This is a genomic window from Haladaptatus sp. AB618 (assembly GCF_024136965.1).
In the GTDB taxonomy this organism is placed as follows: domain Archaea; phylum Halobacteriota; class Halobacteria; order Halobacteriales; family Haladaptataceae; genus Haladaptatus.
Genome location: NZ_JAMYJX010000015.1, coordinates 22,248 through 38,164 on the forward strand (window position 1 = coordinate 22,248; position 15,917 = coordinate 38,164).

Annotated in this window: 10 protein-coding genes; 8 read left to right on the plus strand and 2 right to left on the minus strand. The window is 51.4% G+C overall.

The genetic code is table 11. The features are described 5' to 3' along the window. Window positions 1-8: 8 nt before the first annotated feature. Window positions 9-1,970: a hypothetical protein gene (locus tag NKF26_RS23280; RefSeq protein WP_253234961.1), complete on the minus strand. Its 1,962-nt coding sequence runs from the start codon at window positions 1,968-1,970 to the stop codon at window positions 9-11. Between the two features lie 1,327 nt (window positions 1,971-3,297). Here NKF26_RS23280 and NKF26_RS23285 point away from each other — a divergent pair. The 8 genes from NKF26_RS23285 to NKF26_RS23320 all read left to right on the plus strand — a co-directional run bounded on the left by NKF26_RS23285 (window position 3,298) and on the right by NKF26_RS23320 (window position 14,147). Further along, window positions 3,298-3,780, plus strand: a complete 483-nt coding sequence (locus tag NKF26_RS23285) for a hypothetical protein (RefSeq protein ID WP_253234962.1) — start codon at window positions 3,298-3,300, stop codon at window positions 3,778-3,780. A gap of 56 nt (window positions 3,781-3,836) precedes the next feature. Next, window positions 3,837-4,217, plus strand: a complete 381-nt coding sequence (locus NKF26_RS23290) for a hypothetical protein (RefSeq protein WP_253234963.1) — start codon at window positions 3,837-3,839, stop codon at window positions 4,215-4,217. Then, a complete protein-coding gene (locus NKF26_RS23295; protein WP_253234964.1) occupies window positions 4,214-4,546 on the plus strand; it encodes a hypothetical protein in 333 nt (110 codons plus the stop codon). Before NKF26_RS23290 ends, NKF26_RS23295 begins: the two co-directional genes overlap by 4 nt. 242 nt (window positions 4,547-4,788) lie before the next feature. Continuing rightward, window positions 4,789-4,932, plus strand: coding sequence for a hypothetical protein (locus tag NKF26_RS23300; RefSeq protein ID WP_253234965.1), 144 nt, complete (start codon window positions 4,789-4,791; stop codon window positions 4,930-4,932). Beyond that, window positions 4,925-5,731: a hypothetical protein gene (locus tag NKF26_RS23305; protein ID WP_253234966.1), complete on the plus strand. Its 807-nt coding sequence runs from the start codon at window positions 4,925-4,927 to the stop codon at window positions 5,729-5,731. The genes NKF26_RS23300 and NKF26_RS23305 overlap by 8 nt, the downstream gene beginning before the upstream one ends. 477 nt (window positions 5,732-6,208) lie before the next feature. After that, window positions 6,209-7,882: a hypothetical protein gene (locus NKF26_RS23310; protein WP_253234967.1), complete on the plus strand. Its 1,674-nt coding sequence runs from the start codon at window positions 6,209-6,211 to the stop codon at window positions 7,880-7,882. After that, window positions 7,879-10,875, plus strand: coding sequence for an AAA family ATPase (locus NKF26_RS23315; protein ID WP_253234968.1), 2,997 nt, complete (start codon window positions 7,879-7,881; stop codon window positions 10,873-10,875). The genes NKF26_RS23310 and NKF26_RS23315 overlap by 4 nt, the downstream gene beginning before the upstream one ends. Before the next feature lie 356 nt (window positions 10,876-11,231). Next, window positions 11,232-14,147 (plus strand): queuine tRNA-ribosyltransferase tRNA-guanine transglycosylase, encoded by a 2,916-nt coding sequence (locus NKF26_RS23320; protein ID WP_253234969.1) that lies wholly within the window; start codon window positions 11,232-11,234, stop codon window positions 14,145-14,147. 1,042 nt (window positions 14,148-15,189) lie between these two features. Here NKF26_RS23320 and NKF26_RS24540 read toward each other — a convergent pair. Next, complete coding sequence (locus NKF26_RS24540; protein WP_369682185.1) at window positions 15,190-15,900, minus strand: hypothetical protein; 711 nt, start codon at window positions 15,898-15,900, stop codon at window positions 15,190-15,192. Window positions 15,901-15,917: the final 17 nt, after the last annotated feature.

Consider the following 15,917-nt stretch of genomic DNA (forward strand, 5'->3'; position numbering starts at 1 on the left):
ATCCGTATTTAAGTGGTCGAGACTAGTGGGTGGAACTTACCGTTGTTTAAATAGGCACCAACAGTACTAAGTCTCAGTAAAGTCCCGGCGTCCCCAGTTGTATTATCCAGCTTGAACTCTAGGCGATTCGAGTCCTTTGACGACGTGAGATAGAGTCCGTGATCCCATTCATAGGGATCCACTTTGAGCGTCTCCAACAAAATCTGGGCTTGTTTATTTGACTCGGTCAGCGTTCTTGCAATCGATGCGAATGAGGTAAAGTGGTTATCGTGTGGCAGGCTCAACTGGTGAAATAGCGTAGTTTGTGCATATCCTAACAGGCCGTAACGATATGCATAGAACACGTCCGCCTCGTCATTATTTGTAATTGAAAACTGCTCCAATTCATAACACCAGTTTCTGAATCTGCAGTACGAGAGGTATTCGTCTTGTGTGACGCCTCGAATCTGCTGGATGCTCTGAGTTAAGTCCCCCAGCGATGACTCGGGAATCGACGGGACTGTCGCAACGTAATTTAAGAGACCCCACATTGATTGCGGGTACGTGTCTTCAATACGAGAAAGCATGTCTAATGAGTAGATGTCAGTCACGTAAACTGGATCAACATTATCGAGAAATACGTCGTACTGATCGATTGCAACTTGATCGTAGTGTGCACCAAAGACAATGATGCTATGGAAATCATCCTCGGAATTGATGTGGCTCACATCAATGTCCTGCCCATTGCCACTGAGCTTCGTTGTCTCACCAGAGAGGATGCTTCGTGCAAGTCGTCGCGACTGTTTGATTCCACCCGCAATCCCAGATTCCGATGTCACATCGCGTTCAATTTCACCAACCGCATCAATTCCTGCTCGAGTAGCCGGTTTGAGGTCTCGTGACTTGCATGCGAAGTGGAAGAGCTCGTCGTCAACGAGCACGACAATATCGACTTCCGATTTGTTTCCATTCTCATCGGTGTAATACAGTTCGTCGTATATCTCCGCCTCCTCTAAGAGTCGGTGTAAGGCCTCGACGGCAAGATCTTCAACATAGTTACCCCATTTGTGTTCCCGGTCATCCGAATCACTTCGATCAATTTCTGTCCAGAACCGCATGAGAACAGCTTCATATGCCCGCTTTATCAATGGGAGAAAGTACTCATCCGGGTCGCCGGGATTACGGATAAACACGTATCTTTCGGTTGTGCCGACGTCCCGCGGAAGTCGATACGGGCGTGTAAAACCATACTTAGGTTCGTCACTGGATGCTTTTCCGGATGCCGCATTAATATCAATTGTCACAGCGTCAAGGGCGTTGCTGAATGCCGTCCGCGAGTCATAGCTGGATTCCGCCATCCGCCAAAGCTCCTCCTCAGAGAACCACAGTGAGTCGAGTTCGTCCGGAGTGCAGTTGGCGACCGCATTCTTGACACCTCTCTCGAAACCACCGTCGAGAGGGTATAACTGATTTTTTAAATAGATCTGTAGGAGTTGCTGTGGAGGGATGATCCGATCGTATCGATCGCTTATCGGATCTGCGAGCGCATCAATCAATCCAATGATATGATCGATCGTGGTGCCGTATTTCTCCCTGAACTGTGCTTCATATGGACGATAACATGCCAAGGTAACCAGTCGCCGTAGTCCACCGGTCGCGAACCCTCCAGCGAGGAGTTCACGATCGTGAAGATACTCAGCTTGTTCGCGCTTTGTGAGCGCATCTATTCCTCGGGACACCCCATTGGCAGCAACTTGAACGAAGTTCCAATACGTTTCATCAACGGCGTCGAGGATTGCCTTGTAATCCAGCTGGTCGGATTCTTGGCCAACCTCCAAAAGAATATCACTCAAATAATTGTACGCCTTAGGGGGGAGGCCAGCATGATCCGTTGGGATCGGAAGTTGTGTAATCCGTTGTCCGATATTGCTGTGAACTGAAAGTTGTGTCAAAAGATATCGGATATTTTGTTCAGCAAGCTCTTCGTACAAATTGAACGTCTCGAAGACGAGCCGTCCTCGTGTGTTGTCCTCAACACATTCTTGACAGACTCTGACACCTCCTACAGTATGCTCCGGGTTCGGAATTAAGCAAATATCACATTTCCCAGCCATCTATTAATTTACTGTAGAAATTAATGGTATATAATTCAACTGATTGACTCTAATTAGAGCACTCTCCAAAAGACTGCTGAATAGGACCTCGAGTTGTGGCATGACACTTGACGATGCCACCGTCGTGAACTCTAAGCATTTCGAACAAAACGTCTTCCTTCATTGAACTTTGAGATGATTTATACAATTTCTGTTTACCACGTACAAACATACGAATCTATAGTCCACGACGAATCCCTACGTTCTCAGTGATCAGGTTGTAAACCTCTCCACGATGACCCAGATTTCGTGATCGTCGTCGAGAAGAGAACAATAACAGTAGAGAAAAAGTGTCGAATACCAGTGGTGAAGACATAAGCAGTTTCGCGATCTCCTTGGGCGTCATACTTCCTTGCTCTTTGGCTTTCTCCATCAACACGACGAACGCACCATTCGGAACCGCCGCCGTGCCCTCGCATCTGATAATAGAACTCATCAGCACGGTCGAGCGCTTTGCTCTTCGTCTTTTCGCCGGTCGTCCGTAGGCGCATATTATTGCGCACGTTTCTTGGAAATCTAGCTCCATCGGAGCAGCGCCGAGTAACTCGCAATCGCTTCGAATTGTACACGATACTTACAATGTATGTGCAATTTTGGGGATCCCTTTCTCTTGCTCTACAGCCCTCACTTGTGATGTTTTCTTTAGGAGCCTCTACTCATCTATTTTTACTCTTGGGTCCTCTACATACTCATAGAGACCGCGAGCACAGCGAGTAATCCAACCCGCATCCCTTAATCGACGAAGATGATACTCGACATTCGGTTTTTCAATCCCTGTTTGATCAATAATGAAGCGAGGGTTCGCACGCCCCCACGGCTTGTCGCTCTCTTGGCCCTCCTTGAATACATTAAGAACTCGGTCACAATCTTCAGAAGGGTCGAAATCCTCGTTGACCATTTCTATGCGATTCATAGTGCAGTACAGTACAAAATATGGTTTGATATGCAAAATAGTTTACTTTGGATATCGCATAGCACTATGCAATACATAGTTTTATTTCCCTGTGAAACAAAGGCATAGTTGTAGAAGCGCGGAACGTCTTGTAGAAAGGCCGGTGGTAGGACACCGACCGCGCTTCTGGACTACAGAAGCATGACTAGCAATACCCCCTTCCGTAGAAAAACGCATCGACTACCAACTACCCCGCATCGGAGGACAGGACTAATGGCGTCGTTCGACGAGAAACCCAACGGCCGTGTCCTCTCCGTCGAGGCCCACCTCGGCGAGAAAACCTTCCACCCAGTCAAACGCCTCGAACCCACTGCCCAGGACCCCGACCAACCCACGCCCGACACCGACGAGCCGATTACCCGTGCGTACCTCGTCGAACTCCGCGTGGGCTTCGAAACCCGAACCAAGACCACTGACCAAGACCCCTACTTGTACTGCATCTACGCCACGCCAGACTGCCAGCAATTTTTCGAACGACGTTACCCAATCGACTACGACGAGGAGGGCTTCCGCATCCCCGAGGACACCGAGACCTACCGCTCGGTCGCAACCACCAAAACGGGCAACCCGAATCTCCCTTCGACACCACCGGGCAAAACCCACACAGAAACCCGCACACACTACCAGCGTAGCCTCGAACGGTGCTACGACATCGACGCCACCACCCACACCACCACAACCGAGGTGCGCGCGTAGATGTCCCTCACAGAACGCCCTTCTCAGAGAGCGACAGCCATCGGCGATGATGGGCGATGAGCCGTCCGTTCGGAGAGATCACCCCCGACGATATCGAAGAAACGTTCGAACGCTGTCCCCACTGTGGTACCTACGCGATTCGAATCACTGACTCCCATTACTGTGAGACCAATTCCGAAACCACTCTCACCGACGCCGAACGCGACCAGCGTATCGCTGCCGACCCGTATCCTGGGGATGAGACGGTCGCTATCGTCGACCAGCCTGCAGGCGGCGCGTTTGCCTATCACGAACTCGACGGGGACAACCACTCGCTCTGTACGCTACAGACCGACAACCCACTCGCCTATTGCACTCGTGAAGCGGCACAAGACGACCAGTACACACCCTGCCAGCTCTGTCAGCGTCTTCGCCAGAAACGGGAGGCCGAGCAATGACCGACCAGCAGACGGTCCTCGCTTTAGCGTGTACAGACCCGATTCAGATCCACACGCAGCAACGCACGCTCACGGGTGTCGTCTATCAGTGCGAGCATTCGGAGCCCACGCTTTCCTGTCGTGGCCCCGAGCCCGGTGAGCACGTCCTGTACGTTGCCACGCCATCGAACGATCTGTATCGGTTGCAGTACCGCTACTACGACGCCATCGAACATACCGAAGCCGACCTCGATCGGTACGGCCGTACTCCGTCAGGAAAGTACGCGTGGTTGCGCACATACGCAATGGTCGAGGACATCGTCGATCCGACAGGAGGTGAGCAGGCGTGAGCAACGCACCACGACCGTTGAACCCACGCAATGCCGACTCACTCGTTCAGCATCTCTCGTCCGGTGATCGCGTTCGCATCACCACGACCGAGTTGCCACGGACGATCCTCACGGTGAGAGAAACGAACCCACCAACACGGAATGAACCACACCTTGTTCTGACGGTACCACCGATCACCACGACGGCACAGGATGACGTTCAGCAAGCCACCTTCCACTGCACCAGTCAGCCCAATTCTGCCATGACTGTTCTCGAGTACATCCACACACTTACTGACACGACTGCTCGTTGTATCGGCACGCTCACCACCATCGCCCACCTCCCGCGTCTCTCGACGCCAGCAGAGGACACTGCAGCCACAGTGGAGGTGCGTGCCAATGAGTGAGACCACCACGTCCGGAGCGTCCACTCTCGAGAATGTCTCGATCAGCGACCTCGCCAAGCACGTTCAGTCGTTCAGTGATCGCGTCGACGATCTCGAAGCAGAAGTCGCTGAGAAAGACGAGCGAATCAACGAACTTGAGCAGCGAGTTGACGACCTCGAAGATTATCGCGAGGAGGCGACAAAAGAGCGTGCTCAAGACCGACAGAAACTCAGTGGTCTCGAAGACACAACCGAGACCATGGAATCGGATATCGACGACCTCACCGACGCTGAAGAGAAGAATAGTCGGGTGCGAGCGTCAGTCTCGCGTATAATCAACCTCGTGCGCGATTACGAAACTGAAGAGGGTGTTGATGACGACTCGCCGAACCTCGCTGCGGAAGCATCGAATGCAGGCCGTCAGCTCTTCGAGACGGTTCAGCGCTCGGAACAGAACACCGAGCTCGTGAACTTCCGTGAGAAGCGAGCCGAGAGTCAACAAGTCGAGGACAAGTATCTTGATGTCCTCGAGCACGCGAAGAACGTCGCCAAGACGAACGATGTGATGGTCGCACGGTTAGGCTATCGCGAAGTTGCAACTCACTACGGCTGTGCGTACAAAAACGATGGTTATCGGGTGATGGAAGAGATGGCCGAGCGCGTTCCTGGTGTGACCTACAAGGAATCTCGAACGCTGTGTGTGGACGACGCGATGGGTATCGGTGGCCACCATATCGAGATCACGTTCGCCCATCCCGACCTCGCCGGGTGGATGCGAGCTCACGAAGCCAACGCGGACATAGCGAATGGAGGGCGCTAATTATAGCGTTGTAATCACGGGGGTTCTGCGAACCCCCATTTCGGCGACGCCACCACACGAGATTCACACCGCTTTGCCGGTGACACATGGTGGTAGTAGTGTGTTAGCTACGGTGGAGTGCGTCTTTTTCTGCGTCTATTTCTGCGAAATAGGAGGGGTCGTGTTCGCGATCCCCCTCTATTACAACGTTATAATCGACTACCTTACCAGCGACAATTGAGGAGGACATGAGTGAGAACAGACCTCATTTAGACGCGTAATATCGATTGTATGAGGTGCTGAGGGATTGCTCTCTGTTGCGGTATGGCTATTAGAATGAGTTCTCTGAACTAGCCAAAGCACATCCCAGTCCACAACCTCTCTCGACCCAATTCTTCAACGTGAAGAATACCGAATCGAACAGATTAAAATGAGAGACACGTTTGTAGGACTCAAGAAATGTCCAATCGACAGCGACTCCGGTCAGCTGACCGAGTGTTGGGCGGACTCATCCCAGACACATACTCCATATTTGACCCAGGATCAAACCCTAAAGATATCGTAATCTGGCAACCAAGTGGCACGGTTGACGATATCACCACCCTCCCGACGCCCGAGCCTGCATTCCAGGAGAAGGCCGGTCAGTTCCTCCAACGAGCCACCGAAAACGGATGTCATCTTGGGGCGGCTCCCGAGTGGACCTACAATATCGAGTGGATTACAAACCATGTGGACTACCTCTTTGCAGCAGACAGTCCACTATTCGTATTGGGGTGTGCGCCCATTCGAGACGCCACCAGACAAGAAGTCATTGCGACATTAGAAGTCGAGTACAACTACGATGTCTATGAGGCAACCGATGTGGACTGCAGCACTGATGAATTCCTGACGCCGACTATTATCCCGATCAAGGCAGCGGCACGAGAGGGCAGCGATAACAATGCGGTGCTCGTACAATACAAGAACCAACCCATGAGCGATGGAGTGCTTGCGAACGAGCAGGCGAACTTGGCTATGGGAGACTGCATCTGGAAAATTGACCCCAGGCATGCGTCCACCGTCATTGGCTGGACCTGCTCAGACATCATGGACGGAGATCTGCGTGGAGACGTCCAAAGCTTCGCTCGCCAGAACGATACTATCGTGGTCCACGTCCAATGCAACCCCGGACCGTTCAACGAGACATGGATTGATTTTCGAAATCAGATATTCGATGGGTCGGACAATAGAGTCACCTATGTTTGTGCGAACTGGGCTAATGATACGTTCGATTCTGGAGGACAAAAGTTCGGTTACTCCGGGGTTTATACGAAAGCCAAGCGTCGGTCTCCGCTGGATCGATACGACACGACGTACGAGAACGGTGGCTTGGTCGGAACGAAACCGGGCTATCGATGTGACTACGTATGGCTAATGCCAAATGACATTGTCAGCGGCGTACAGTTCAAGCAGCAAAATCCAGGGACGACCGGGGCTGGGGCCTCTTCCTTCTCCTTACCACGTGTGTACCAGACTTGGACTTGGGATTCCGGGGCAAGTAAGTACCTCGAAGGTAGTCCAGGTGTACCTGAGTGTAACGACACAGCGTCTGATACATGGTGCTCACAATTGCCCGATTCTCCCCTCGCACGGGAACTGATAGCGACGATTGCGTTGGGGAAAATCGATTTCGACCAACTTCCCGATGAAAATTTAGTACCCAATATCCACTTCAACTGGAAATCACTTATGACGCTCACAGATGCGGACGGGACTGAACGGCTCGGGCATGTGCTTTCGTCGCATCCCCGGCGCACTGATCCGTCACCGAAAGAAGAGGTAGAGAGGTTGGTTCGGATGCTCGAGAAAGCAGCCGAACTAAACATCTGCATGGACGGCGAGTTCAGCCTGGAGGATGTCCCAATGAACGCCGAATACGAGGACAAGGATATCAGGGTGTGTCTGACTGTACTGGGCGGATGGGGGAACAATAGCGAACAAAAAGGAGCAACTCGGCTCAACAACTGGATCAAACGGCGGACTGACACACGGTTTAAGCCTCTCATTGTCACGATGGATCGAAACTCAGGACTGGTACTAAAGACGCTTGAAGGCCATGAGGACGCCTCCCGAGTTGATCATGACCCTGAACGAGTCAGTAGCCCAGGTGGGTTAGTGAGGGTCGATCGATGACACTCAAAGAGTACCTGCCGAAAGGATTTAACGGGGACATCAAACCAGTCGAGGGGACTGGAACTCTATACGAGATAGAACGCGATCGGAAGGCATTCGGTGGGGAATTACTGTTAGTCAGACTTCTCGGGGTGGGGTACGACGCAGAAGAACTGCTCGAAGCGGATATAGACGAATTGGAGGCTCGATTCTACGATGATGAGACACCAAACCAGTGGAATATTCGACTTATCTGGGCGTATGAGGAGGAAAATGCGCCCCCTTCCCCGTATATCCGAGACGAGTTAGAAAACGACACTCGGTTCGCAATCCGGCGCTGTGTACCCGTCGGCAATCTGGCGGACTTCGTCGCACCTTTACAGACAAGTCGAGCCAAACTTGAGAACATCGTCAACCACTTCGACCGCAGTGAATTAATCGAGAGTATCATTGACCAGAATCTCGAATTCCTATTTGATGACTCGAGTCGAGACGAGAAGTTCGAGCGACTCAAAAGTGGAGCGACTCGGCAAAAGCAAGAGACTGAGTCGGTTTCGTTGCCCGCCACATCGGGTGATCGAATAAACAGGTTCGTTGATTCGACCAACTTGGGTGAGTTCCGACCAACGGCTAACTTAAAGCAGATAGATATGGAACCGTTTACGCTCCTCTATGGGCGGAACGGAACTGGCAAAACGAGTATACTGGATGGCACAGCCCTCGGCTTAGTCGGCCAGATCCGCCATGATGAGAACAGAGCCGATGACTACGAGGGCCTGAATGTAACGCTCCAAGGAGACGCAGAGCCACTGTCTACGGATTCGACAGCTGTTAACAACCGCGTGGCCAATTGGTTCGGGTTTCGGCCACATGGACCAGCAAACAAACACATTGAATTTTATCGTGTGAACTACCATGAGACAGGCGCTGCCACGCGGTTCATTGAAAATGACCCTAACATTGATATCGAACAAACAATTCGGCGTCTTCTGTTTGGTGAAGAGCTAGAAGATGCGCGCAATGACAAGGAAGAACTACTCCCACGTCTCAGAGAGCAAATTAGGGAAACCCAGGACCAAATCGCGAATCTCGAGAGCGAGAAACTAGAGATCAAGGAAACACAGGAGCGTGTCTCCCAGGTATTTTCTCATTTGAGGATCGCTGCAGATGGACTCTCGCCCGCAACTAAGACCGCGCTCTCGACCGAACCCAACATGCCCAACTCAAATCAGGTACGATCTCCCGGCCCTGATGATCTGCAGCAGTGGGCGAGATGGGAACAACGATTTGCAGACTTACAAGACGGTCTCGATGCACTGCAGGAGTTGAACCACGACGCAGAGCCATCAGTAACACCGGGTAAGCTTCGACATGAGCTATTTGAAGCCAAAGAGGATATAGAAAGGATTACTGCTGACATTGCAGACATCAAAGAACTACAGGCTGAGCATGCTCATATGACCGATCTCAGAGATAATCTGGGACAATCGATGCAAGGGGTTCCTGCCTCTGTTGGTCTCGTTGCCCTCATTTTGCGATCACACGGGCTCGACACTGACGATCTGGCAGCCTTGCAAACGGGGCTGGACGAGGCACTTGAATCAGATGTAGCCCCCATGAAGGCCGGTTCAATTGATGGGTGGCGGGACCACATCGACAATTACGTGACCCAGCGGTTAGAGGCGCTTCGAAATCAAAAAGCGAACATTGAGAAGCTCGATGAATTGGACAAACAACGTCGTGAACTCCAGTCTCAAATCCGAAACAAGACCGAAGAGTATCTATCGATTACTGATGATGCGCACTATTGTCCTGCATGCTACACGGAACAAGACCGTGACACTATATTGAACCAAGAGAAACCTAAGCAGCTCCACGGCGATCCCTCAGAAAGTGTGCCAGACACCCTCCTCGACCGGATTGCAGTATTGGAGCGGGCCCAGAGCATCATAAATAAACCATTATGGGAGGAGGTTGATTACGACGTTTCCGTGCGCTTCGATGACTTGTGCGGGATAGACGCATTCCGACATCTATGGGAAAACTTCAGGGATGGGTCTGAAGATGCGATCATGGTCTCTAAAGTGACCAATGCTACCATGAACGCCTTTGTTACTGCACTCCGAGATATCAGACATAGCTCTTCTATTACGCTATCAGCTGAACAAGTCATCGAATCGCGAATCGACGACTTGGAGGCATTGATATCCGATTTGACGGCTGGTGTCCCGGCTGTAGCTGGCTCAGAGACCGATGTGAAACAATTAGAAGAACACTATCAGCGTCTATCCAATGACATCAGTGCTAGTCAGGATATCTTGGAGAAGTACTGGCAGGGAAATGTCCGACATCTGCAACTCGATGTCGAAAGCGATTATCGCGTTCTCGGACGCGCGCTGGACGAAGTCAAACAGAACCCCTCCACATTGGAGGGGCCCAGCCACTACGATGACCAACTTAGCGATATTGACGCCCAGCTTTCGAAGTCCCATGAGACAGTAGAGAACTGCAAAGATGGTATCGACCGACTCGAAACCGCGTTCGAGGGAGCCGGTGGTGAGGAAAAACTCAAAAACCTTGTCGCAGACCACATGACCGTTATTTCGACGCTATTCAAAGTTTTTCAGCGTCCCTACGAGTTCGAGCAGGTACAATACAAAGGCGATCGCGTCGTCGTCAAGCGTCGTGGTGAGGAAGGTTCTACAACTATATCTGCCATGAGTTCCGGTCAACGGGCGGCACTAGCGTTGGCGATATTCGTTACTAACAACATCGCACATGAACGGGCGCCAGCACTGATGATGCTAGACGAACCGTTTGCGCATCTCGACGACATCAACACTGTGTCGTTTTTTAACTTGCTTATTGAGTTAGCGAGGACGGGTAAACGGCAGATCCTTTTCGCGACAGCGAATGCGGATATCGCAGACTTGTTGCAGCGGAAAGTGGGCGAGTCTGAGGACTTTGACAGAGTTAATATTCCGGTTGTGAATCCGACACAGGACGTTAGATAAACAACTAATTTTCCCCAGAGACCTTCCTGAAGTACTTCGTCAATGCACCAGCGTCAGAATCACACAATGGAACGAATGCAATTCAATCGTAGTGAGCTTCGTGTCTGAGCCGAATCTCCACCTTCTCGGAAATCACCGATACAAGCGCCGACAGTGACGTCTGTTCCTCTCCCCAATCGACATTGCCCATACGCTATCAACGATACTATGCAAATGGTCGATCAGGTTCAACTTCTTCAGCCTGAACTAGGACCGCTTATTCACACCAGAGATATCCTTCGCCTCGTGGTCGGTTCACTACAAAAGGGGACACCAGTATGAAAGAATATATAATTCAGACATAGAAAATCCCATTCGTGAGATTCTACGTTCCTGAGTGGGATGACGCCGTCGATGCTGACTATGATTTCGATCATGATGAATTGTCCAGCCTCAACAGACAAGAGCGCGATTTAGACTACGTCTGGGATATTTTTGACCGACAAACAACACCTATCGATGGTGTCCTTATCTCTCGGGAGCAAGTAGAAGAAACCAATCGAAAGGCCAAACGTCTCAAAGAATATGGAGTCTATGACGATCCCGTACTCTCGGTTCCGGAGTGGCTTCCTACGATTAGCGATTGTGGTGCATGGGGATACAAATCTCTCCCATTCCCTCCATATGGCAACGAGGAGATGCTCGATTTTTACGAGGCCCTTGAGGTTTCAGTCGGAGTGACAATCGACCACCTCGTTTCGGGTTCGGGTAAGGACGAAGGACTCCTCTATCTTGACAAACGTGCCTTCCACAGTGATTTCAAGCAAAAAGATATCCCTGACTCACTAACCAATGTCGTCGATCTGATGGTAGACGAGTGGCCAGAGGAATGGCCGTCGTTCGTTGACGAATATGAACCATCTATTCGAATCAATTCAGATGAGGAGGTTAAACCGTTTGCTCCGGAAATATTCGAAGGAAACGCCGACGAAGTCCTCACACAACTCGCTGACGATCCCCGTGCAGTCTACCGAGAAGACGACAAGCAGTTCCGATACGACTTAACACTCCGGAATGCCCGCGAGATGTACGACCTCTACGAGGACGGCGACTATCCGTTCCGTTTGATGGTGGCGATCCAGGGGTGGTGTCCGGATGCATACACCAGTGCCGCCGAGGAAGTCCTCGATATTGGATACAATTACCTCGGCCTCGGTGGAGTTGCAGGGAGTCCGATTCACGACGTCCGGCAAATCGTGAGCGGAGTTGGGAAGGTCGTCAAAACGTTCGAACGGAAAAACGACACCCGTGTTGATTCACACGTCCTTGGATTTGCAAAGACCGAAGCGTTCGAGACCGTCGGTCGTTCTGGAATGTCGAGTTTCGACAGTGCCAGTATGCTCCGTTCGGCTTGGACGGGCGGGCAGAATTATCGACTTGACGCAGACGAACGCTACGATGCAATTCGTGTTCGCTACCCCTCCACCCGTGACGATCTCGACGAGTCTATCGAAAAGTCATTAAGAGGTCGAGAGACACTCGCCGCGCTTCGGGCATATGCGGCCAACGAACCAATTGCCGAGGCGCTACAGGATTGGAAGGCGAAAGCGAATCCGGTGTTGGAAGAAACACGGAACTATCTACGCGAACACCGCCACGACGAGCAGTACAACGTTTCTCGGCTTCGTGATGTGGAATCAGTTTTCCGAGCTGATTTCGAGCAGGCAAGGGAGTTACAGGCCAGCTTTAGCGCGAACCTTCGCCGTAGAGTAGTCAAGCTGCTTCGGAAGGACGAATCCGAAGATCCAGTCGACTTTGCGGAATACGATGACCTCTTAGAGCGCGCAGAGCACGAGTTCGAGAAGTATCCTCGAATGCTACCGGAAGTTGAATCCACTGATGAGGACTCCGACGTAGAGGCCGTTGATCAAATTTGGACTGTCGTGCAGGAGTATGCGACATGGATTGGCGATGACGACCTTCTCGACGAATACTACCAAACACTCAAAGCGCGCCCGTGGGAGAAGTGTGACTGCCCGATCTGTGCAGAACACGGTGTCGAAGTGTGTATCTTCCGTGGAAATGACCGCAACCGACGACGAGGATTCCACAACACACGGCGGTTCTACGACGAGTTCGCACGGGATCTTCCGAAAACCTTGATCGCTACACCTGGAAATGCGACACAGGGCGATTACGATACCGTAGAGGAGTATCTACGAGAAGAGCACCCCACGTTCTGGCAGCACGTCCACGATCTTCCAGTGGCCGAAATCGGACTGATTGATGCTGATGGCTTCCACGAGTGGTGTGAGGAAACACCGGATTCGGTCTCATTCGATGCCGATAAAATGGCAACGAACCTCGCGGATATCGCCCAGCGCTATCAACAAGCGTACATCCATACGCCCAGCACTGAGCTCAACGATTCAGTTATTGATACGGTCGAAAGCGTTGGATGTGAATTACAGACCTTCGAACAGGCGGAGAAGTTACGCGAAGGTGTCCTCACCTCTTTCGGTGAAAACTACGTCGTTGGGTGGGATTTTCTCCCGCATCCACCCCAAATCGATACGAAAGACGGACTCGACATTCTCGTGATCGACCAGTGTTCGGGATCGAAGGAGGTGCCAGAGGATTCACCGATCTTCGAGAAGGATGAACTCGACCAATTCACGAAAGACGAACTCCTGAGTCGCGAAAACGTTCCAGGTATCATCGCACGAGACCTCTACACAGGGCGTCAGCAAGAATACGTGAAAGAGGCAGTGCAAGGACTCAAAGCAGGAGGGCACAATGTAAGTCGGTACTTTGTGAGTGCAGGATTCGGCCTGGTTCGGGAAGACGAGAAATTGCCACCGTATGAAGTAACGTTTAGTTCGATGACTGCTAACGAGATTCGCGAGCGGTCGGAACAGCTACACATCCCGCAAGAAATGAAGCTGGCATTAAACGAGATCAGCTACGATATCGTCTTGTTCACACTCGGGAAAGACTACTACACAAGTATCGATATCGACGAGATAGTAACGGAAATCCCAGCAGATCGGATTGGAGTAGTGTTCAACCGTGAACTGGTTGGTGAGCAATTCGATAATGTCATTTCGATATCGGCGCGGAACGAAGACGCAAAAACGCATGGCACGATCGTAATCGGTCTCAAAGGACTGTATTTGAAGAACTTTGCACAGCGAATCAACAGCGTTGACCAGTTAAAACCACGGACAATCGAACAGCTCTGTCAACGAGTACAAGGAGAGTCGACACAAGCGGTACTTGGGGACTACCAGTAGAGAGGTGCAATTCCATCGGTTCCACGGTCGGCGACTTACAGAGTGACTGTCGGTTCCGTTTATTTGGATGAAAATAAGATAGTCTCGCGGCTAAAATAGTCGTGATTGGGAGAGACCACTAAACGAACCTGCGGTTGGATCACGGTTGAATTGCCGAGCTGGTGGGACGCCAGTGCCGAAAGTATGTGCCCCGATGAGTTCAACCTCGATATCTTTCCGATGCTTCTCGTTAGTGCCTCTCGCAGGGTCTGGAAGGGGTGCAGCCGAAAACAAAGCATCCTCCCCGTCAATCGCGACGTGAGAATCAAGCCGTGAAAAGACGTTTCCTTCCCCAATGTATCGGAGTGTCTTATCGTCATTTTCGTCCCAGATTCGGTACACGCCGACCTCTGGAACAGAACTAGCAGAGAGACTACTAAGCCGTTGAACTGGCGTCCAATCTAAGCCCATCCAGCTACTACTCTGGGGATCACGCCAGTTGTCCCAAGATAGCGATGGCGCATGATCACTCCAATCATCGTGCTGAGGTCGGCGCTCAAACGCCCATGGTGACCGTTCAGTAGCCAACCGATGGAGCGCGATGAGTGCTGCTTCGATACCCCGTCGTTTCCATTTTCCATGCTCCGCACCTCGAGGAGTAGCATACGAAACCTGTAGTTCGTGATCACCAGCACGTTCACAAAGGTGGACGAGACTCGGGGCGGCAGTATGCGGTTCGCCTTTCGGATCCGGATTTAACGCAAGTGTTTGCTTATCAGCATAGACATTATCAGCAAGTGCTGGAAGTCGTCGGCCATTGAGTCCCTTCTTCTGGCCTGTTTCGCCGATGTATACCAGCCCTGCATAGTTAGCGTGACGAATACGATAGACTCCCGGAAGGTACGGTCGTTTCACGGACCGGATCAAATTGAGCTCGTGCCATCGAGACCACGACAACCCAGCCCAGTCAACACACTGCGTCGCTGCAGACGTCAGCTCCTCCCAATCGATTTGAATCTCCTGCATCATCGTTCGTCTTCTTGACGGGAGATTTTTCGGCAGTTCATGGAGAAGAGGTCTCTTTGATGTATTCTTCAAACGTATCGAGGAAGGAAGGGTCATATGTTTCATCAACGTGGTTTACGTTCCATAGACCCGATTGACGGATTTTCTCACTTCGACTGTATTTCCCTAGCCAGTCATCGGAACGCGAATCAATCGGTTCCTGTTGATAGTTGCTTAACAGTGCAATCGTATTCCGTTCGATGTAGGCCCGCTGGCTGTCTGCACTGGGTTCGTCATCCACGTTAAGCCAGAGAAAGGGAAGTTCCCGAAGGTAGCCACTCACTTGCTGTTCCATCTCGAGTTCTTCCAATCGAAGGTCTCGTTTTGCAGTCGATCCGTTGCCCCATTCTGGATACGCCTCATTCAACTCGTCGCGGTCGATAATGGCCTCACCGATGCGTTTTCGGAACACCGAGCCACGATGATTGCCTCCGTTTTCGTACGTTCCACTCACTGCTCCACGGTGTGTTCTGAGTCGATCCCAAAGTGATGTGCTACTGCCTTCTGAGACAGCATGTGTCCCGATACGAGTTATTCGAAGGCAATCAGTTGTCTCACATGCTTCATCAGACGCGTAAAAGAAATAGACACCTCGATCAGGCCAATCCATGTAGCCAGTGCAGTTTTCGAGTATTTGTTTTCCACCCACGCGGTCTTCAAGCCGCGAAAGCAAGGAGTAAAAGCGACCTATATCATCCTCTCGTGTCATTGATACCTATCAGTTGT

Bases quoted from the DNA above. Each gene is read 5' to 3' on its own strand.
- NKF26_RS23300 (WP_253234965.1), top strand. From the start codon at position 4,789: ATGACTGTTCTCGAGTACATCCACACACTTACTGACACGACTGCTCGT.
- NKF26_RS23285 (WP_253234962.1), top strand. From the start codon at position 3,298: ATGGCGTCGTTCGACGAGAAACCCAACGGCCGTGTCCTCTCCGTCGAG.
- NKF26_RS23305 (WP_253234966.1), top strand. From the start codon at position 4,925: ATGAGTGAGACCACCACGTCCGGAGCGTCCACTCTCGAGAATGTCTCG.
- NKF26_RS23315 (WP_253234968.1), top strand. From the start codon at position 7,879: ATGACACTCAAAGAGTACCTGCCGAAAGGATTTAACGGGGACATCAAA.
- NKF26_RS23295 (WP_253234964.1), top strand. From the start codon at position 4,214: ATGACCGACCAGCAGACGGTCCTCGCTTTAGCGTGTACAGACCCGATT.
- NKF26_RS24540 (WP_369682185.1), bottom strand. From the start codon at position 15,900: ATGACACGAGAGGATGATATAGGTCGCTTTTACTCCTTGCTTTCGCGG.
- NKF26_RS23290 (WP_253234963.1), top strand. From the start codon at position 3,837: ATGAGCCGTCCGTTCGGAGAGATCACCCCCGACGATATCGAAGAAACG.